General features: G+C 70.1%; 14 protein-coding genes and 1 pseudogene. 3 read left to right on the forward strand and 12 right to left on the reverse strand.

What is annotated here, in order from left to right:
• Nucleotides 1-143 precede the first annotated feature (143 nt).
• Nucleotides 144-383 (forward strand): annotated as a pseudogene (locus VN520_RS39595) (IS701 family transposase); the annotation flags it as partial.
• A gap of 224 nt (nucleotides 384-607) precedes the next feature.
• Here VN520_RS39595 and VN520_RS09535 read toward each other — a convergent pair.
• From VN520_RS09535 to VN520_RS09585, 11 genes are all read right to left on the reverse strand, one after another.
• Nucleotides 608-1,075 (reverse strand): hypothetical protein, encoded by a 468-nt coding sequence (locus tag VN520_RS09535; protein WP_325746428.1) that lies wholly within the window; start codon nucleotides 1,073-1,075, stop codon nucleotides 608-610.
• Nucleotides 1,076-1,356: 281 nt separating this feature from the next.
• Nucleotides 1,357-2,583: a putative PEP-binding protein gene (locus tag VN520_RS09540; RefSeq protein WP_325746429.1), complete on the reverse strand. Its 1,227-nt coding sequence runs from the start codon at nucleotides 2,581-2,583 to the stop codon at nucleotides 1,357-1,359.
• Nucleotides 2,584-4,485 (reverse strand): FAD/NAD(P)-binding protein, encoded by a 1,902-nt coding sequence (locus tag VN520_RS09545; RefSeq protein ID WP_325746430.1) that lies wholly within the window; start codon nucleotides 4,483-4,485, stop codon nucleotides 2,584-2,586. It lies immediately after the preceding gene.
• Nucleotides 4,486-4,747: 262 nt separating this feature from the next.
• Nucleotides 4,748-5,296 (reverse strand): carboxymuconolactone decarboxylase family protein, encoded by a 549-nt coding sequence (locus VN520_RS09550; protein ID WP_325746431.1) that lies wholly within the window; start codon nucleotides 5,294-5,296, stop codon nucleotides 4,748-4,750.
• Between the two features lie 91 nt (nucleotides 5,297-5,387).
• The gene (locus VN520_RS09555; protein ID WP_325746432.1) at nucleotides 5,388-6,737 is read right to left on the reverse strand and encodes a cytochrome P450; all 1,350 of its coding nucleotides are present in this window, start codon (nucleotides 6,735-6,737) and stop codon (nucleotides 5,388-5,390) included.
• Nucleotides 6,734-7,282, reverse strand: a complete 549-nt coding sequence (gene sgcE6 / locus VN520_RS09560) for an NADH-dependent FAD reductase SgcE6 (protein WP_325746433.1) — start codon at nucleotides 7,280-7,282, stop codon at nucleotides 6,734-6,736. The genes VN520_RS09555 and sgcE6 overlap by 4 nt, the downstream gene beginning before the upstream one ends.
• 193 nt (nucleotides 7,283-7,475) lie before the next feature.
• Nucleotides 7,476-13,301, reverse strand: a complete 5,826-nt coding sequence (locus VN520_RS09565; RefSeq protein WP_325746434.1) for a type I polyketide synthase — start codon at nucleotides 13,299-13,301, stop codon at nucleotides 7,476-7,478.
• Nucleotides 13,298-14,413, reverse strand: a complete 1,116-nt coding sequence (locus VN520_RS09570) for an enediyne biosynthesis protein (RefSeq protein WP_325746435.1) — start codon at nucleotides 14,411-14,413, stop codon at nucleotides 13,298-13,300. Before VN520_RS09570 ends, VN520_RS09565 begins: the two co-directional genes overlap by 4 nt.
• A 2-nt stretch (nucleotides 14,414-14,415) precedes the next feature.
• Nucleotides 14,416-16,344: a CRTAC1 family protein gene (locus tag VN520_RS09575; RefSeq protein WP_325746436.1), complete on the reverse strand. Its 1,929-nt coding sequence runs from the start codon at nucleotides 16,342-16,344 to the stop codon at nucleotides 14,416-14,418.
• 12 nt (nucleotides 16,345-16,356) lie between these two features.
• The gene (locus tag VN520_RS09580) at nucleotides 16,357-17,325 is read right to left on the reverse strand and encodes a DUF1702 family protein (RefSeq protein WP_325746437.1); all 969 of its coding nucleotides are present in this window, start codon (nucleotides 17,323-17,325) and stop codon (nucleotides 16,357-16,359) included.
• A gap of 95 nt (nucleotides 17,326-17,420) precedes the next feature.
• A complete protein-coding gene (locus VN520_RS09585) occupies nucleotides 17,421-18,404 on the reverse strand; it encodes a DUF1702 family protein (protein ID WP_325746438.1) in 984 nt (327 codons plus the stop codon).
• Nucleotides 18,405-18,881: 477 nt separating this feature from the next.
• Between VN520_RS09585 and VN520_RS09590 the strand changes: the two genes are divergently transcribed.
• Together VN520_RS09590 and VN520_RS09595 are read left to right on the forward strand one after the other, a co-directional pair.
• The gene (locus tag VN520_RS09590; RefSeq protein WP_325746439.1) at nucleotides 18,882-19,445 is read left to right on the forward strand and encodes a hypothetical protein; all 564 of its coding nucleotides are present in this window, start codon (nucleotides 18,882-18,884) and stop codon (nucleotides 19,443-19,445) included.
• Between the two features lies 1 nt (nucleotide 19,446).
• Nucleotides 19,447-19,923 (forward strand): hypothetical protein, encoded by a 477-nt coding sequence (locus VN520_RS09595; RefSeq protein ID WP_325746440.1) that lies wholly within the window; start codon nucleotides 19,447-19,449, stop codon nucleotides 19,921-19,923.
• Between the two features lie 78 nt (nucleotides 19,924-20,001).
• Here the strand turns inward: VN520_RS09595 and VN520_RS09600 are convergent.
• On the reverse strand, nucleotides 20,002-20,211 hold a 210-nt coding region (locus VN520_RS09600), incomplete at its 5' end, for a hypothetical protein (protein ID WP_325746441.1).

Below are 20,211 nucleotides of genomic sequence, written 5' to 3' on the forward strand. Positions count from 1 at the left end.
GTGACGCCGGGCTCGCGATTACGCGCGACCCGCACAACGTCCTCGCGGAACTCCTTCGGATACGGCTTGGGCACTGCAACATCCTTCCAGGCCGCCTCTCAGCAAGCCAGGTCAGGTGTCACCTCTCCGTGCAGCAGTCCCAACTGATCCGGGTCGCAGGCAGCAGGTGGGCAGTCGAGGAATGCTTCCAGAACGCGAAGCAGGAGTGCGGCCTGGACGACTACCAGGTCCGCCGTTACCCCGGCTGGCACCGCCACATCACCCTCGCCATGGCCGCCCACGCCTGCCTCACCGTCCTGCGTGCCCGAGCACTGGATACCGGGAAAGCAGAAACGGATCCTCCCAGCTCATACCCCTCACCCTTCCCGAACTCCGACGCCTGATCACCCGCCTCACCTACCGCAGGCCACCACCCGTCGAGCACGTCCTGCACTGGTCACACTGGCGCCGCAGACGACAACACCAGGCCCGCGTCAGCCACTACAAACGACGCGGCCACACACCATCCGAAGCTGCCAACCTGTCAGGCCAAACGCCGTTGCAGTACTAGTGCCGTATCAAGCAACGTTCGCCCCTCCATGACGTCATGGTTAGGGCCTCTCGCCGATCAGGTGAGGTGCTCCTGCGCCCAGCGGGCAATGCCGCCGAGCTTGACTGCCGCTACGTCGCTGTCGCCGGTCCGGACGGGCTGATCGGCCTCGTAGTCTTCGAGGCCGCTCTCCTCCTCGATCATCCGCGCGATCTGATATGCCTCCGCCATGATCGGTAGTGCTTGCTGCCCCGGGTAGCGATAGGGGATCTCGATGTTGGCCGAATCCCCCGCGTAGTCCAGCTGCAGATGACCGGCCGGCCCGTCACGCCACAGGGTCAGGCTGTAGGGGTACTCCTCGGTGGTGACCGGACCCACCTCCCGCGACATCCGCTGTATCAGCCTGTCCCAGGCGGCCCGCTGGTCACGGGTCAGGCTCATGGGCTTGAGGTCGGCATCCGGGTCGTAGGCGGAGTTGATCTCTTCCAGGGTCTCGTCGAAGGTACGGCCCGGGAAAACCCGCAGGAACATGATGTCGTAGGTCATCGTCCGCAGCCTACGGGCCCACGCCCGCTATGTTCGAGGCCGTGGCGGGACAGGTGAGGGAACCTCGATCACGACGACTCGCCCGGCATCATCCGTACACCTGCCCGGCTGGCCGGCCCGGGCGTCCAGCCGACGGCGGTACGGACGGAGTGTTCCTGTCCGTACCGCCGCGCCGGCCCGGTCCGCCGGGGCCGGCGACACCCGGAGCCCTGTCCTCGCGGACGCTCCCGCGCCCGAGGATGCCTCGTCCGGCCCGTCAGATGACAGACCCGGCGCAGCGGTCAGGTCCGGGAGTGGGGCTGGAGAAGCATCTGCCGCAGTTCGGCGGTGCACATCATGTAGCCGTCGGGGGTGGGCAGGTTCTTGAGGTAGTGGCCGAGATCGGACGCCAGTGAGAAGACCCGTACCGGGGTGCCCGCGGCGCGGGCGGATTCCACCACCCTGCGCACACCGTCCAGGACGGCCGGGTGGCGTGTGCGGTAGGAGTCGGCGACCAAGTGGTTGCCCCGGTCCGCCGCCAGGTAGAACTGCACCAGGTCCTTGATGCCGACGAACAGTTCGCTGACCCCGGCGGCGCACATCGCCGAGGTGGCGTGGACGGCGGAGGGCGTCTCGATGAACGCCGAGAGGGGGACATCGCCCGGTAGGCCGAGATGCGTTCTGACCTGGGTGAACTCCACCTCGTCGCTGACGAACGGCACCGAGAGCTCGACGCGGTCGGCGTCGCCGTCGAGGCGTTTGCGCAGGGTCGACAGCACGGTGTGCAGCGCGTCGCGGTAGGCGGCCGAGCCGAGCAGCCAGCGTGCGCCGTGCAGGCCCATCTCGGGGTTCGGCTCGACCGCGACGGCGGCGACCTCGGTGACGTCGGCCGCGTGATCGGAGCGCAGGTCGAGCATCCTCAGGATCAGTCGCTGGCCGGGCAGGAGAGCGTCGACGAAGCCGCAGAGCCGCTCGCCGATGGCCTGCCCGTAGGCGGTGATGCCGGCGGGGCCGCCGGCCAGGGCGTCGATCGGGCTCAGGCCCAGCGCGAGGCAGAGGAATTCCTCGCGGATGAAGAAGGACTCGACCTGCCCGGCGTTCGGCCCGGAGGAGTTGATGGTGGTGATGTCCTGCAGGTCCGCGATGACCGCGCACGCCGAGCCGAGGTCGCTCAGGGCGGAGGTGGCGGCCTCGGTCTGCGAGGGTGCCTCCGGCCCGACGACGATGGACGCGCTCTCCAGGTACAGCGTCACCTCGCCGACCAGGTCGGCGAGGTCCGCCTCGTCGACGCGCAGCACGGGGATCCCTCTGCCGCGGCACAGGGACTGCATGTGGCCGGTCAGTCCGCCGGAGCCGCAGACCACCGCACGCGCGGCCACGATGGCGTCGTACAGCCCGGCTTCGAGAGCGGGGGCGACGAGGATGGATCCCTCACGTGGGCTTCTTGTCCGGTTGCAGATGCCTCGCAGCACACTCTGGGTGCCGCCGGCCAGCAGAACTCCCCGAATCCGTCGCCCGTTCCCGTTCAACTAGCCCTCCGGATTGTCGGTGTTCCCTATTCCCAGTTGTCGACGTAGCTGCCGTGGTGTCACGGATACGTCGTTGAGCCGTTCCACAGCGACCCGGTTGACGGCCGCCCTCATCAGGCGGTCCCGTCGGCGGATGTCCATCGGAGGTGCCGGACGGCCGCCCATGGAGCGGATGCGTGCGTTCAGGCGGGAGTCGAGTGCTTCTCTTCTCCTGCGTTCACGCGTGGTCAGCCTCTGCACTTCCAGTACCACAGACTCCTCCAACGCCGCGCGGGGCGCTTCCTTCGCGTTGCTGACGTAACTCCGGTAGTGGGGATGCCGGGCCGCGATGTCGTCCAGGCCGTCCCGCCGCAGTTCCAGCTGCTCGATCGCGTGTGCGGCGACCGAGACCGAGTGGTTCTTGATGGCGGCGAGATTGAAGGCGAACGCGCCGGTTCGGCCGTGCCGGACGATCTCGTCGCCCTCTCGGAGCACACCGACCGTGGAGATCGGACCGGCCGGCCGGCCGTCGGCGTCCAGCAGCGTTCCGCATTCGTCGACCTCCAGGCCGCGTCCGGTGCGCTTGTGAGGGACGGCGATGCCTTTGTGGAGGAGGTTCCGCCAGAGCGGCTGTCCGACCTTGGTGTATTCGGATTCTCTTCCGAAGTTGGAAACCACCAGGTCGGCTTCGATGCTGTGTCCCCGTTGTCGCGCGGTGACCGAGACCAGCAGCCGCCCCGACTGTGTGGGTGTGATCGCCTGTACCTTCCCGACGACCAGGTCCAACGATCCGTCCTGCGGCCGCATCGCGCGCTCGATGACCGTCATCGTGTGAGCCACGGCGCCGACGCGTAGTGCGGCGAGGGTGGTGGCGAATTCGTCCAGCAGGCAGCGCAGTTCGGCTGTGGGGATGCGTTCGATGATTTCGGGGAGGTACGGCTCCCACGCCTTGGAGACACGCTCGGACACGATCACGGGGGCGACGTCGGGGTGTTCTTCCCGGACTGTCGAGCACGCTGTCCGCCATTCGGCCCTGACCCGGGCGAGAAACTCCTCGCGGTCGCGGTAGGGCTCCAGCAGGGTGTCGGGGCGTGGCAGGCGCAGCACGCCGTGTTCGTGGGTGCTGGGGTAGGTACGGAAGATCGTCCCGGACCGGGAGATGAGGTGGATCCGGCCGGTGTGGCCGTTGCGCAGCAGCAGGCCCGCCGAGTCGTATGCGCTGAGCGCGGATCCGACGATTGCCACCGTGGCGTCGGGCGGAAGCTCGGACAGTTTGTTGATTCCGCTCGCGGAGTACGGGTTTCGTACGAAGGCGGGGTGCCCGGCGGCCCCGGCGGCGAAGAGCGGCTCCTTGTATTCGAGGCCGGTGGCGAGGACGACGTGGTCCGCGGTGAGCACCGTCGTGTCCGGGAGCGGCCCCGGACGCAGGTCTTCGAGCCCGTTCGTGACGAGGCGGCCCACCGTCACCTCGAAGCCCCGGTCGCAGACGTCCACGTCGAGCGCCTCACCGTCGGCTTCGACGAGGACGGCGCCGGAGCAGGCTTCTCTTCGGGCCTCGGCCAGCCGGTCGCCGAGGTAGTCCTGAAAGATCCGGCGGGGTGCCGGGCCCTGTTCGGTGAACCTCTGTGCCGCCCAGGGATGCGGCCAGTCCCGGCGGTCGGCTTCCTCGTTGGCCCAGCGTACGAAGTCGAGGACGTCCTCCCGGAACACGGACATCCGGCCGGCCTGGATGTTGAAGACGTGATCCCAGGGGTTGCCGTCACGGTGGTAGGCGACACCGGCGGAGCGGTAGTCGGGACGCCGTTCCAGCAGGATGATCTCGAGTGGTCTTCGTGCGAAGTGGAGCATGCGGATCGCCGTTGCTGTGCCCGCCAGGCCCGCCCCTACGACGAGCACTCGGGGGCGCGCGCCCGTTCGACTCATGAAGCCTCCCCGCTGAACCGAGGGCGCCCGGTCCTGCCGTCCCGTGCCGGTGCCGTGTGCCCATGGGACAATTGACTGACGGTACGTCAAGTTCTAAATGAACCAGGGGTGTTGCGGCGCAGTGTGATGCCGTGGCGCCGACGATACCCGAACCTGCCGGTCGTCGAGGGGCGATGCGCAACCGTAGGACCGTCCGGTCACCGGCCGGGCCGCTCCCGGGCCGCGCGGCCCGGGAGCGGCCCGGAGTGTGCGGTCGGCGGGCTCAGCCCTCCAGGCCCGGGGCGGCCGGGACGTCGAGGTCCGTACGGACGTAGTGGTTGAAGTAGTTGGTGTAGAGGTTCACTGCCACATGGACGAACACCTCGGTCAGCTCGGTGTCCGTCCAGCCCTGGGCCACGGCCTTGTCCCACGCCGCGTCGGATGCCTCGCCGACCTCGCCGGCGACCTCCCTCGCGACCTGGACCAGGGCGGCGAGTTTCGCGTCGTCGCCCGGCTCTCCGTGGCGGATCGCCACGGTTTCCTCCTCCGTGAAGCCCGCCACCTTCGCCGACACCGTGTGCGCCGACTGGCAGTAGTCGCATGCGTCGACGGCTCCCACGGCCAGGGCTATCGCCTCACGCGTGCGTGCGTCGAAGGTGCCGTGCTCGGCGATGGCCGAGGTGATCGCCGCATAGGTCTCCAGGACCACGGGCGAATGGGCCATCCCTCCGTGAATGTTGAGTACCCTCCCGTACCGCTTCTCCAGGCGGCGCAGGATCTCCCCGCCGCCTGCGGGCGCGGTGTCGATCGTGTGGACGGGAATGCGCGGCATATGCATGCCTTTCCTCGTGGTGGTGGGAGTTGTCCGCCGCCGGTGTCCGCCGAGGCGGCGCGGGCGGTGGACGGGCGGGCCGGGAGGCCGGTCAGGGCGCGGAGCTCACGGTCATCGGCAGTCCGCCGCGCATGCGCAGCGAGAGCATGGGCTCGGCGACCGCCCGGAACCCCGGGACCGTACGCAGGTCGAGGTCCCGGGTGACGAGCGCGGTGATGAACACCGCCTCCATCATGCCGAGGTTGCTGCCCACGCAGAAGCGCGGTCCCGCGCCGAAGGGGAGGTAGGCGTACCGGGGGCGATCGGCCACTGCCTGCGGGGCGAACCGCTCGGGGGCGAAGCGTTGCGGGTCCTCCCAGAGGCGCGGATTGCGGTGCATGACGTACGGGCAGATCAGGACGTCCGCCTTGGCCGACACGGCGTAACCGCCGACCTCGTCCTCCTGCTGGGCGACGCGGGGCAGGACCCACACCGGCGGGTAGAGCCGCATGGCTTCCTGGACGACCATGGTCGTGTAGGACAGCCGGTGCAGGTCGCTGACATCCGGGAGACGGTCGCCCAGGACCGTTCTGGCCTCCTCACGGACCGCGGCCCGGATCTCGGGATGACGCTCCAGCAGATACAGCGTCCAGCCGAGGGTGCTCGCCGTCGTCTCGTGCCCGGCGAGCAGCAGGGTGACCAGTTCCTCCCGCAGCATTCTGCGGACCTGCTCGGGTCGTCGGTCCCGCAGCCGGGCGGCCACGATGATCCGGGAGAGCCCGTCCTCACCGGGCTCACCGTCAGCCATCCGCGCGCTGCGGTCGGCCACCAGCAGGTCCGCCACCCTGTACAGCTCCCGGCGGGCCCGGCGGAAGCGGGCCTGCGGAGGCAGCGGGAGCCAGCTGGGCACCATGCCCTGGGTGACCATCTCCAGCATGGCCTGGTCCTGCACCTCTTCGAAGGCGTGCGCGACGGATTCGTGCGCCGTGAGGTCGGAGTCGAGCAGCGTACGGCCGAGCACCCCGAGAGTGAGCCCGGTGACCTCCTGGAGGACGTCGACGGGGCCGCCGCCCTCATGGGCGCGCAGGAGGGCGACCAGCTTGCCGCCCTCCTCCGCGACGGCATCCGCCTGCCGGTTGATGCGTCCCGGCTTGAACGCGGGCTGCACCGCCTGGCGCTGGGCCCGCCACACCTCGCCGTCACTGGTCAGCAGACCGTCGCCCAGGACCCGGCGGGCCTGCACGAGGCCGATGCCCTTGTGATAGTTGGCGCTGTTGTCGGCCAGGACATGCTTGGCGTAGTCGGGCCGGTTGAACACGTAGAGCTTCTTGGGCCCCAGGGAGACCCGCACGGCGTCGCCCAGGTCTGCCGCATCCTTCATCATCCCCAGACGGTCCACCGCGAGTTTCCTCAGCAGGCCCGGGAGGGCTCTGACCGGCGGGCCCGGCGGGTCGGCCCTCATGTCACCCTGCCTTCGGCGTGCTCAGGGCCGAAGCGGCGGAAGCAGCCGCCGGAGAACAGCAGGGCTTCACGCAGCGGCCAGCGCGCCGCCGCGATCACCTCGCCGAGGAAGACGGTGTGGTCGCCGCCTTCGTACATCTGCCGCTTCTCACATTCCAGGTGTGCCACGGCACCGGCGATCAGCGGTGCGCCGGTCTTGTGTCCGGGCTGCCAGCCGACGGCGTCGAACTGGCCGGCGCCGGCGGGACGCGAGTGGTCGGCGAAGTGCCGCGCCACGGCCTCCTGGTCGGCGTCGAGCACCGACACCGAGAACGTCGGCGAACGGTCCAGACTGCCGTGCATCACCGCGTCCTTGCCGACGCAGATGAGCAGCAGCGGCGGCGAGAGGGAGACGGAGGTGAACGAGTTGGCCGTCATGCCCCGCGGGGAGTCCCCGCCGACGGTCACCACGGTGACCCCGGTAGGGAAGGAGCCGAAGGCGCCCCGCAGTTGTTTTCGGTCCTGGAGGTCGACGAGCTCCATGGACGGAACGGTTGTCGGGCTCATGTCTGCCTCCCTGCCCGCGGCCGGAGTCCGGCCGCGCAGGGCGCCGACGCTCGCGTCGGCGCGTTGGGGATCGGTGCGGAAGCGGGGGCGGTGTCCCGCCGCCGCAGGGTGGTGGCAGGCCGGCCGCGGGCCTGCCACCGGTGCTCCTGCCGGTGCGGGTGGCCGGTCCGGCGGGTCCTGCCGTGACGGCTGGTCACGGCAGGACCTCGGCAGCGGTCTGGACGGTGGTGCCGTCCGGGCCTTCGGCGAGGAAGGTGAGGACCGCCGGTTCCGGAGCGTCGCGCAGCGTCGTGACGAAGCTGGCGATCCGTAGACCGCCCGCGTGGAGGACCACCCAGTTGTCTCCGGTCCGCGGAGCCAGGGTGAGGGGCGTCCCCGCCATCAGTCCCGCCTTCCTGAGACATTCGACAGCGCCCCATACCCGCGTCGCCGCGGTGTCGGGGGTTTCGCCCGTCTCCTTGGCCACCAGTGCGGCCAGCTCGGAATGTTCACCGAGCAGCCCCGCCCACTCCGCGGGGCCGCGCTCACCGACTGCCTCGATGTCACAGGCCACGGTCCGCGTGGCGCTGACCCCAAGTGTCAGGCCCAGGCCGTGGGCGGCCGAGAGCCGGCGGCCGTCCACGAGTTCGGGACGCCCGTCGGGGCGGTAGCGCACCTCGGTGCTCTCGCCCAGAGCCCGCTGGACGGCCCGTGCGGTGGCCGCACGGCGCTCGGCCACGGAGTTGCCGGCGCCGGGCAGGTCCGGTTCGACAGCGACGTCGAGGTGGGAGCCCAGTACCTCCTCCAGGGCCCGCTCCAGGTAGGAGCCGAGCAGCGGGGCGGCCCACGGCCCGGAACCATCCGTCTTGCGGACGGCGCGCAGGGTGAGCCCTTCCCACCGTTCGACGACGGTGCCGTCCGGGGTGCGTACCGCGATGTCGTACACGTAGGTGTCGCCGTCCCGGTAGCGCTCGGTGGCGCAGTACCGCACCTCCTCCGGCAGGTCGGCGGCGGAGGGCATCGGGTACAGCCGCTCGATGCCGGACGGCAGCAGGGTCGCGTCGGGGACGCACACCTGGTTGCCGTGCATCAGAGCGTCCCGCATCCCGGGGTCGGCCAGCAGCAGCGTGTCCGGCAGGAAGCCGGCGAACCAGCCGTCCGGCGCGGCGAGCGCCACATCGGCGTCGACGTGCCTGGCGGCGGCCCGGTGGAAGCGGCGCAGCCGCTGGAAGCGCTCGCCCTGGAAGAGGACGCCGCCGTACAGGTCCGTCGCCGGGTCCAGCGGAGCGGCCGGTACGTCCGGGCCGGTCTGCGCCGGGGGCCCGGCCGGGACGGCGGCGCCGGAGTAGACCAGCCGGGCCCGGAAGTGCTCGGCGGCGAAACCGGTGCCCTCGGTGTGGATGGCCACGTCCACCGTGTCGGTGCCGGTGACGGTGGCCGCGATCCGGATACGGGTCGTCCCGGCCGGCTGCACCACGATGGGCCGCAGGAACTGCGCCCCCTCGATCACCGGTACCTCGGTACGCCCGGTGACCGCGGACGCGACCTGGACCATGGCCTCCATGCCGATCACCGCGGGCATCAGCAGATTGCCGTCCAGGAGGTGGTCGGCCAGGTAGGGATCGGTACCGGCGTTCAGTTCGGCCTCGGTGACGAGCTCGACACCGTGGTAGTGGATGAGCGGATTGCCGGTGAACCGCAGCAGCGGCAGCGGCGGCAGGTCGCGGCGTACGGTCCCGATGCCTTCGGTGCGTCCGCTGATCACCGTCACCACGGGGGCGTCCGGGTCCGAGATCAGCCGCAGCAGGATCTCGACCCCCTGGTCGGGCGAGACCGGCACGATGCCCTCGCGGGACAGGGACTCGACGACGGACAGCTTCTCGCCCATGCCGATGCCGGACCACACGGACCACTCCATGCACAGCGCACGGCAGTCCGGGTTGTTGCGGGCGACTTCCTCGGTGAGGTCGGCCAGCCATTCGTTGGCGGTGGCGTAGTGTGCCTCGCCGCGCAGTCCTGCCCGGCCGATGATGCTGCCGAAGGTGACGAGGAGTTTCAGGTTCCCCTCGCCGACGATGTCCAGGACGGTGCGCAGCCCGTCCACCTTGGGGGCGAACGTGGCACGGACGGTGTCCATGCCGAGGCCGGTGAGCGCGACGGGTTCGTTGCGGCCCGCCCCGTGCAGTACGGCGGTGACGGGTCCGAGCGCGTCGGTGAGCTCGGCGACGGCCGCGGCGACACGCACCGGGTCGGTGACGTCGGCGGCGGCGTAGCGCACCGTAGCCCCGCTGTCCGCCATCCGCCGCAGGTTGGCGGCGAGGTCCTCGTCCCGGGCGGGGTCCGACCTGCCCAGGACGGCCAGCTTGACGCCGGTCCTCCGGGCCACGGCCAGCGCGCACTCGGCGGTGATGCCCTTGCCGCCCCCGGTGACGAGCAGGACGTCGGAGTCGTCCAGGACCTCCTCGGTACGTTCGGCACCGATGGGCAGGGCACGGAGCACCGGGACGCGCCGGCTGCCGTCGGCGGCCAGGTGCACCTCGCTGAAGCGGCTGGTCGCGGCGACCTCGGCGGCCACCCGCCCCGCGGCACCGTCGGCCACCGGGGTGTGGACGACGGTGGTTCGCAGGTGCGGTGCCTCCAGGTGCAGGGTCTTGGCCAGTCCGGCCGCGCCCCGCCCGTGCTGCACCAGGACGAAACGGCGTTCGCGGTCGCCCGCGAGAGCGGCCCTGGCTCCGTCCAGCGCGTGCTCGATCTGTTCCTGGGAGCAGCCGGGCGGCAGACAGACGAGGACTCCGGAGCCCACCGTGGCCCCCTCCAGGCCGCGTCGCACGTCCTGGGCGAAGGGGTGGTCCGGGGCGGTGAACAGCTCCCAGGACCCGTTCTTCTCCCCGCCGGCCGCGGGGGCGGGCAGCGGGATCTCGTCGAAGTCGACGGCGAAGGGGCGGGCCCAGGCGGCGGCGCCCGCCACCGTGGGTGCGGTGTCCGCGCCGTTGCCTCCGGTCCCGGCCAGCGTGGTGAGCGCCTCGGCCAGTTCGGCCACCGTGGCGGTGGCGAAGTTGGTCGGTACGTGGGCGGCGGTGAGACCGAGCTGTGCCGCGGCCTGGTTGACTATCTGGCCGACCGTGATGGAGCTCATGTGCAGGTCGTCCAGGAGGCTGCCGTTCTCGTCGACCAGCTCGTGCGGCAGCTCCGCCCGCTCGGCTACCAGGGCGCGCAGCATGTCGAGCACCGACTCCCCCGCCGCGCCGTCGGCCGGTGCGGCGGCACCGTCGCCGGAGACCTCCGTACGGGGAGCGCGAGCGGCGGGCAGGGACACCTCGGGGGCCTGCTCGCAGGGGTTGGCCAGGAAGCTGAACTCCGCGCCGACCTCCAGCGGCCGGGTCAGCCGGTCGTTGAAGAGTCGCTCGTGGATCAGCGGAGCGCCCAGCACATAAGCGGCGCCGACGACCTGGAGCAGTCCGCGCAGAGACTCGTCGTCGGTGTTCAGGGCGACGGCCGGTACGTCGGTGGCGCCCGCAGCCAGCGTGCTGAGGGTGCGGCCGGGACCGACCTCGACGAACAGGTCGGCCTCGGCGGCCGCAGCCCGGACGGCCTGGGTGAACAGCACCGGGTCGGTGATCTGCTGCCGCAGCAGTTTGCTGAGGTCGGCGTCGCTCTCCAGTTCCTCGCCGGTGACGGTGGAGACGACCCTCCGGTCCACCTCGTGCAGCCGCGCTCCGGCGAGCCATTCCCCGAAGGCGTCGGCGGCCGGGGCGACGAGCGGCGAGTGGAACGCGTGGGACACGGCGAGGCGAGTGCAGCCGACAGCGGCGTGCTCGGCCCGTTCGGCGACGGCGGCGATGGCGTCGACGGTCCCGGCGACAACGGTCTGCTGAGGGCCGTTGTAGCCGGAGATGACGACGGGGAAGCCCTCGATGAGCTCCGCGGCCTGCTCCGGAGTGGTGGCCAGGGAGGCCATGGTGCCCGAGGCGCTGTGCTCGGCCATGACCGAGCCTCGTACCCGGGCTGCCTCCAGCAGGGTGGTGGAGTCCAGCGCTCCCGCCCAGTGCAGGGCGGAGAGCTCGCCGAGGCTGTGACCGACGGCGATGCCCGCCTCTATGCCGAGCGCGTCCAGGACGCGCAGTCCGGCGGTGGAGCCGGTGACGATGCGGGGCTGGGCCACCTCCGTGGCGACCATGTCACCGGTCGTGGGCAGCTTCGCCCGGGCGTATACCTCGGTGGCCTCGGTGAAGCGGCGGGCGAGCGCGCCGCCACCGGTCGAGGTGCCCGAACCCTGGCCCGGGAAGAGGAAGGCAATGCGGGCCCCGTCGGTCGCCCGGCCGAGGAAGGTGCGGCTGTCAAAGGAGAACGTGATGTCTCCGTCCGCAGCCGTGTCCGTCGCGTCGGCCAGCCGGCGCAGGAGCAGTTCGGCGTCCTCCGGCGAGGTGACGACGGCGGCCGCCCGGTGGGGCAGTTCGCGCAGTTCGCGCTGGAGGGTGGCTGCCAGGTCGGTGAGCTGGGCGTAGGAGACCTTGGCCGCGAAGTCGGCGACCTGAGTCAGGCGTTCCTTGAGGGCCTGTGGTGATTCGGCGTCCAGAAGCAGCAGTTCCGCGTCCTGGAGCGAGTTGGCCAGGGTGGTGGCACGGCGGCTGACGGCCCGGCGTCTGGCGGGGGCCGCCTTGTCGAGGACGACATGGGTGTTGATCCCGCTGAAGCCCATGGCGGTGACCCCGGCGCGCAGCGGTGCGTTCCTGGGCCAGGTCTCCGCCTTGCGCAGGACCCGCAGGTTGGCCGACTCGTCCGTGAGCAGCTCGTGCGGGTCGACGCAGCCGATGGCGGGTGGCAGCAGCTCGGCATCCAGGGCCATCGTGGCCTTGATCAGTCCGGCGACTCCGGCGGCGGCCTTCGTGTGGCCGATCATGCCCTTGACGGAGCTGATGACGGCGGTGGGGACGTCCGGGGCGGCCTGGGCGCGGGCGCCGATGATGGCCTTGAGTTCGGTCGCGTCGCCGACAGCGGTGCCCGTGCCGTGGCCCTCGAACAGCGGGACGGTCTCGATGCCGAAGCCGGCCCGTTCGTAGGCGCGGGACAGGGCCAGCTGGTAGCCGCTGACCTCGGGGCGGGTGATGCCGCCCTGCCCGTCCGAGGAGATGCCCCAGCCCGCGAGGGAGGCGTAGACGCGGTGTCCGGCGGCGACGGCGTCCTCCTCCCGCATCAGCACGACCATGCCGCAGCCCTCGCCCGGCCAGAAGCCGTTGGAGCCGCGGTCGTAGAGCCGCATCTCCTGCCTGGCGAGCGCGCCGGTCTTGGCGAAGCCGATGATCTCGAAGGGGTCGATGGACAGGTCTACACCACCGGCCACGGCGACATCGAGATCGCCGTTGACCAGCGAGGTGGCCACCGTGGTGACCGACAGGAGCGAGGAGGAGCACGCGCCGTCGACGGCGTAACCGCCGCCGTTGAGGTCGAAGTAGTTGCAGATCCGGCCGGCGATGGTGTTCGACAGGCCGCCCGCGAGGGTGTCCTCGTCGATGTCGGGGAACGGCTTCTTGTAGGCGTCCTCCACCCCTTCGAGGAATTCGCCGAGGCGGTCGTCGTCCCACTCCTGGCCCTTGAGGGCGTCGGCGAGGACCCGTCGTACGTACGGCCAGCGCAGCCGCATCACATTGGCGCGGGTGAACTCTCCGGTGAGGGTGTTGCCGACGACGACACCGGTGCGCTCCCTGGGCAGTCCTTCCCCGCCCGGGAATCCGGCGTCGGCCAGTGCCCGGGACGCGGTGTCGAGCGCCAGCCAGTGGGTGAGGTCGGTGGAGCGGTAGGTGCTGCCCGCGATGCGGTGGGCGACACGGTCGAACTCGTACCCTTCGAGGACCGCGGCATTACGGGAGTAGAACTTGTCCGGGGCCGTGGGGTCCGGGTCGTAGTAGTCGTCCAGGCGCATGCGTACGTCGGGCAGCCGGCGGAAGGCGCGGCGTCCGGCGACGGCGTTCTCCCACAGTTCCCGTGGGGTGGTGGCATCGGGATAGCTGCACGCCACTCCGACGATCGCGATCCGGTTCATATGACCACCGCCGCCTTTTTCTCCTGAGCCCGCATGGAGGCGCACCTGCCGTGGAAGCAGACGCCGTCCTTGCACGGGTCGCCGGTCGTAACCACCGTGAGCGGAACCGGCGGGGCCGGCACGGAGCCGGTTCGTGGAACGGGTTCTGTGACGGGAGCCGGTACGGCGCCTGCCTGCGCGGCCGGTACCTGCTGCGCCTGCGTGTCCGTCGCCGCACGCTGCCTGGCCATGAAGTGCAGGCCCCACAGGTAGCCGCCGCGGATCAGGCAGACCAGGGCGGTGGCGAAGAAGATGCCGTACGCGATGCCGAGCCCGGTCAGCACTCCGTACATCGCGGCGACGCCGCCGCCGAAGGCGATCTGGGAGGAACGCTTGGAGGGCGAGGTGCCGGGGTCGGTGACCATGTAGTTCGTGAAGAGGATGAAGGCCACTCCGGTCATCATCCCGAGTCCCGCGGGGATGGAGGTCCCCATGACGACGCCGCGGACGACCGCTTGGAGGACGAAGCCGATCAGCCAGGCGCTGATCAGCCACATGCGGCCCGTCAGCTTCGCGTTCAGCATGGTGCCCAGGATCAGGATGATCGCCGGCAGGACCCAGTCGGCAGGGCCGTACAGGTATTCGGTGAAGTGGTACGGCGGCGCGATGCTGGCCCACGGGAAGAGCAGCAGGATGACCGTGATGCCGAAGTTCGACGGGTTCATGTAGTGCCGCATGCGGCCCTTGAGCGGGGCACGGAGCACCCACTTGGTGCCTACGGCCACGATGACACCGAACATCATGACCCAGACGAGGTCATTGACGTAGGTGAGCATGTTCACCGCGAGGCCGGTGATGTGCGCGGGGAAGAGGAACTCCACCATCCCCTTGAATCCGCCGCCCGAGTAGCGCGGTGCGCGTTTCTCACCGCGGGCGCTGACCGCCTCCAGGACGATCTCCACCGTGTAGGCGGTGAGGACCGCGATGAACGGCCACAGCCACGGCTGTTCGAAGCCGAGGAAGGTGTAGCCGGCGATGTTGAGGATCGAGATCGAGATCGCGAACCGGCGGAGCGCGGTGACGACTTTGACGTCGTGCCGTGGGGCTGCGGCTTTGGTCGGTTGGGCAGGCACGGTTACTTCTCCTTGGCATCGGCGCCGAGCTGGAGCGAGTGCCAGCCGGGGGTCAACTGGAGGTCCTTCTCGCGCACGTCTCCGGTGCGGTCACGCCAGGTCAGCCGGGCCCGCACCGGGCCGTCGGCCCCTTGGCCGAGACCGATGTGCACGTCCTGGCTGCGCTTGCCGGAGTGGCCGCTGCCGCCGTCGACACGCCCCAGGCGTGTACTGCCGTCGGACAGGGTCACGGTGACCTGTGCGCCGATCACGGGCGATCCGGCCTCGTCGGTGAGTCTGAGGCCCAGGAACCCGCCGGTGTCCTTGCTCATGTTGCAGTAGAAGACGGGGTCCTCCCACTGCCTGGCCACGACCAGCTCGAGGCGGCCGTCGCCGTCGGCGTCGCCGGTGGCCATGCCGCGGGTCGGCACAGGCACGGCCATACCGAGCTGGGCGGACAGGTCGCTGTAGGTCCGGCCGTCCTCGTTCTTGACGAAGAAGCGCATGTGCTGGTCACCGGCGAGGTCGTCGCCCTCTTCCACACGGGGCCAGAAGTACGGGTGCTTGACCAGCGCGTCGTTGGCGGTAGCGAGCTCCTGGAGCTGGGGCCAGCGGTTTCGCTTGCCCTTGACGAAGCCGACGGCCTGGGTGATCTCCTGGTCGCCGTTGTTGTCGAAGTCGCCCATCTTCACGTCCCAGCCCCAACCGGACCACGCGAGGTTGCGTGGGGCGCTCTCGTCCTTGTACGGCGCGACACCGTCGCGGAGCTTCGCCCGCAGGTCGGCCTTGTCCGCAGCCGTGCCGATGAAGGCGAAGTTCGACTCCTGGATGCCGAACGACGTGGTGATGTTGGACACGAAGGCGTCGTACAGGCCGTCGTTGTCCAGGTCGCCGAAGTCGATGCCCATGCCCTTGAAGGAACTGCGTCCCATCTCCTTGGACTTCGGGACGGTCGAGGAGTGCGGGGCCTTGACCTCGCTGAACCTGAACTTCCCGGGCGTCGACTTGTTGTAGAGGAGCGCCGAGGTCCCGAAGTCGTGTGCGAGGTACATCTCGGGGCGCTGGTCACCGTCGAGGTCGGTGGCGGAGACCCCGAGCGTCCAGCCCCTGTCGATGTCACCCGGCAGGACGTCCTTGACCTGCTCGAAGCCGGAGGGGGTCCAGCGGAAGAAGTGGCCGCCGCCGCCGTTCTGGGCGTGCGACAGCGAGTCGTTCATCGTCACACCGCCGTCCTTGGTGTCGTCCAGGACGGGGCTGTCGGGGAAGTAGTTGCCGACGTAGATGTCGTTGTGCCCGTCACCGTCGAAGTCGGCGACGGCCGCGGCGTTGGAGTTCCACAGCGGCCCGGTGTAGTGGCTGCCACCACTACCGGGCACCAGTTCGATCGGTTCGAAGCACTTCGGATCCATCGTCGTCGTGGTGTGCCCGGCTTCCCTCTTCGCCTGGAAGATGACCGGGGTGCGGCCCCAGTAGTAGACGAGGAGGTCCATGGCGCCGTCCTCGTTGTAGTCGCCGGGGACACAGCCGATCGGAGCCATGATGTCGCTCTTGGGAAGCGGCGCCGGGTCGAGGACGAACGGGGCGTACGACGCGCTCCTGCGGCCGGGCGCGGGAGCGGGAGTGACCACGGCCTGGTCGATCTGCGGGTCGGTGACGCAGAGGTCGTTGGGCAGGCCGTCCCCGTCGACGTCATTCATCGCGACCCCAGCGCCGACCGAGGAGATCCATGCCTCGATGTGCTTGTAGGCCTTGTTCACCTTGCGGACGGTCTGCTGTTCGTATCCGCCCGGCATGGCTACCGCCATCGGTTCGAAGGCGAAGTTCTCCGCCAGCTCCCTCTTCTCGGCAGCGCTCGACTCATGCGGCTTCACCGCATAAAAAGTGCCGGCCATAAGAGCAAGCGCGATAACTCCGGGCGCCTGCTTTCGCAGCCAGGAACGTGGGTGTGTCATGCCAGCGCCTTTCTACGCGTGCGGAACGGAAGTGATCGCGGCGGCGATGTGCTGCCGCCAGATCTCGAAGGCGGGTATCGCGCCGCCGTCGCAGCTCGAGGGCGTCGATTCGGTGCATATCCGAGCGGCTTCCCCGGGGGTCCGGCCCCCGCAGAGGACACGGGCCGCGATGTGCGTGTGGGCGATCGTGGTCCCCGCCCGCTCGCGTGCCTCGCAGGCGAACGCGGAGCCCTGCGCCAGGTTCGGCAGGTGGTCACCCGAGTGCTTGGCGAAGCGCCGCAGCTCGTCCTCGTCGGCACTGCCCGCGTAGGTGCAGGCGAGCCCGGCGCCGGCGTACATGTCTCCGTGGCGGTGGGCGGGATAGGCGTCGATGAGCCCGGCGACGACGTCCGGATCGGTGCCGCCCACGAACCACAGGGCGCGCCCGATGCCCTGGTCGATGACCCGGGCGCTGTAGTGGTCCGGGCCGCCCTCCCAGCTGAAGGGGTGGACCCGGTCGGGATTCCGGACGTAGGCGTCGGTCTTGAAGTACGCCTGATGGAAGCCGTATCCGTCCAGAATGAGCCAGCGCAGCACCGGATCGGTGCCGGTCACGTCGGGCCACAGGAACCGCGGCAGCCGCGCCATCGCCCAGCCGACGCCGACGTAGATCATGTAGTTGTGGTGCCGGCCCCTGCCTTCCAGGAGACCGGTCAGCCGCTTGTCGCCGCCCGTCAGGGAGTCGAGCATGACCGCGCCCATCCCGGCGCCCTCGTAGGCGAACCCCCGGAACGCCAGGGGAATCGTCTCCAGCCACTCGACCGCCTGGTCCGCGGAGCGGGCCTCGACCGCGTAGGCATATCCCTGGAGGAAGCTCGTCCCCACGGTTTCCAGCTGCTGTTTGGCTTCCGCGTTCTTGACGTGGAAGCCGCGTGTTTCCAGCTGCGTTTCCCGAACATTGGGCGTGAGGACTCGGCGCCTCAGAGCACGCAAGATCGACACCTAAAAGACCGCCCCTCGATTCCCTTTTCCTGGATTCCCGTTCGATGGATCGAAGATATTCAACGGAGGTACCCGTGCGTCTACTCCAGGAATGCTCAACGGGCATTCAACGGAAGTTTTTCACGTACCGCCCGGCGCCAGAGTTCATACGGGGGGACATCACCGGCCGCGCTCGGCGGGGGCGCGGTGGCGTCGGCGAGCACGGCCGCCGCCTCGACGGTGATCCCGGCCAGCGCGCAGAGCGCGGCCCGGGTGTGGTCGGGAACGGTGGCGGAGAAGTGACGGGCCTTCGCCGCGAAGACGGAGCCCTGCGCGACATGGCCCTTCAGTTCACCCGCCCCGGCGCGCAGCGCGGTCAGTTCGTCGGCCGTGGAGCAGCCTGCGAAGGTGGCGGCGAGCCCGACGCCGGCCCACAGGTCCGGCTGCCGTCCGGAGGCGAACCTGCGCACGGCGGCGCAGACGTGCTCGACGTGCGCCCCGTGGATGAACCACAGTGCGCGCCCGATCCCCTGGTCCACCGCCCGCTGGAAGTAGTCCGGGCGGCCGTCCCAGGCGTACGGGGTGTCCAGGCGCTGGTCGTCGACCCAGCGGGCCGGGTCGAAGTAGGCGCGGTCGAAGCCGTAGCCGTCGACGGCGAGCCAGCTCATCGGCGGGTAGAACTCCTCGCCGTCCAGGTCGTCGGGCATGACCTTCCTCCACAGCGGCCTGGGCAGCTTTGCCATAGCGAACCCGATGCCGATGTAGTTGAGGAAGATGTGCCGCCGCCCGGCGCCCTGGAGAAGCGCCCTGGTACGTCCGCCCCGGCCGGGCATCGCGTCGCGGATGACCGAGGCCATGGTCGCGCCCTCGTAGGCGAAGCCCTGGAGTTCCAGGTCGACCAGGGACAGCCGACGCTCGATCTCTCCCAGGTCCTTCGCCTCGATGCCCCACTCGAAACCGGTCACCACCGTCTGCGGTACGGCTTCCAGCTGGGCGGTCGCGGGTGTCCCTGTCACCGGGAAGCCACGGCCGGCGAAGCTCACGTCGTGCAGGGAGGGAGCCATGAACAGTCTGCGCAGGGAGCCCATTGCCGTAGCCACGCGGTGCCTCCTCAGCCGGGCCACCGAAGGGGTGACGAGGGCCTCATGGTCAGCTGAGAGCAAAGACCAGGGCATCTTCGGAAATGCGCAGCGCCCCTCTGCAAACGGCTGGGGGAACGGGCGCGGGAGAGCCTTTGGCTCAGGGTGCGGGGCGCCGCTGCGGAGTGACGGACAGGCTCTCGTGCAGGGCAGGGCGAACGACCGGGAGCCAGGGGCCGCACGCCCCCAGAACAGCCGAACAGATGCTCAGCGGGGGTCGGGCCGCTCCCCTCGTGTGCGGGCACGGGACGTCGGACGGCCGTGCCGGTCCCCCGTCCGAGGCCGCTCACCGCGGCAGGCGGCGGTCACGGCACACGGGCTGCCGGTACGGCCGGGCCCGGCGCCCGGCCGTACCGATATGGCACGTATGAAGAAGGCGGCATATGGGCACGGCTGCTGTGCTGTGGCTGACAGAGTTCCCGGGCCAGGAGGTTCAGCATGTCGGCGAGTACCCAGGCAGCACGGCGCCCCTTACGCGCAGGGCTTGACTCCCTCAACAGCAGGCACCACCAACTCGGCCTGCGCGTATTCGTGTTCATCGTCGTCGCGCACTGGGCGGAGCACCTCGTCCAAGCGGTCCAGATCTACGTCATGGGCTGGCCGATACCGGAGGCGCGGGGGGTTCTCGGGGTGCCGTTCCCGTGGCTCGTCACCTCGGAGTGGATGCATTACGGCTACGCCCTGATCATGATGATCGGCCTCTTCCTGCTGCGTTCGGGGTTCACCGGTCGCTCGGGCACCTGGTGGAAGGTGTCGTTCGGCATCCAGGTGTGGCACCACTTCGAGCACCTGCTGCTCCTGGTCCAGGTCCTCGCCGGCTCCTACCTGATGGGCAAGGCCGTCCCGACGAGCATCATCCAGCTCATCGCCCCGCGCGTGGAACTGCACCTCTTCTACAACACCCTGGTCACCGTCCCCATGGTCGTGGCGATGTATTACCACACCCGCGCGGGCCGGTCCGACAACGCCGCCGCACGCTGCTCCTGCGCCCCTGAGGACTGACGTGGCAGCCATCAGCGCGGGCGGGAGGAAGAGGGGGCCCTCGGGGTTCGTGTCCCTGCTGCTTCTGCTGGCGGGGGTTCTGATGCTGTACGTCGCGCTGCCCAATCTGGGCAACGCCGCCAGGACGGTGACCGCGGACGGGCCCCGGGGCACCTTCACCGCGGAGCGGCTCAGCTGTGTGAGCCATCCCGGGCACGAGACCTGCGAGTGGTCGGGGACCTTCCGCTCCGCCGACGGCGCGGTGGAGCTGCGGAACGTCAAGCTGTACGGCAGCGGCAGGGACTCGTTCGAGACCGGGCAGAAGGCGGCGGCCGTGGACGTGGGCAACGCGGGGAGGGTCTACGACCCGGCCGGTTCCCGTGAGTGGCTCTTCACGGCGCTGCTGCTGGTCCTTGGATACGCACTGCTCGCTGTCGTGGCCCGCAGGCATCTGATGCCTCCTCCGCTGACCCCCGCCACGCGGTCCGTGTCCGCCTGATGAGGCGCGGCGCGTGGGTCCGGGGGGACCGGCGGACGCGCCGGCCACCCCGGACCGCGCAGAGGCAGCCGCCCCGGGTCACGTCGTCGATGTCTCCCGCACCGGCCGCTCCCGTCGGGCCGCCGACGGGAGCGTACGCGTCACAGAAGCGGCCGCGAGGGCGGCGAGCAGGGCTGCGGCGAGGTAGGGCCACCAGGGATGCACATCGTAGGCGGCCCCGGCGGCGGCCGGGGCCGAGGCACGGGCCAGCGCGGCGGCGGACTGGGACATGCCCATGGCCGCCCCGAG

Source organism: Streptomyces sp. (genome assembly GCF_035563135.1).
In the GTDB taxonomy this organism is placed as follows: domain Bacteria; phylum Actinomycetota; class Actinomycetes; order Streptomycetales; family Streptomycetaceae; genus Streptomyces.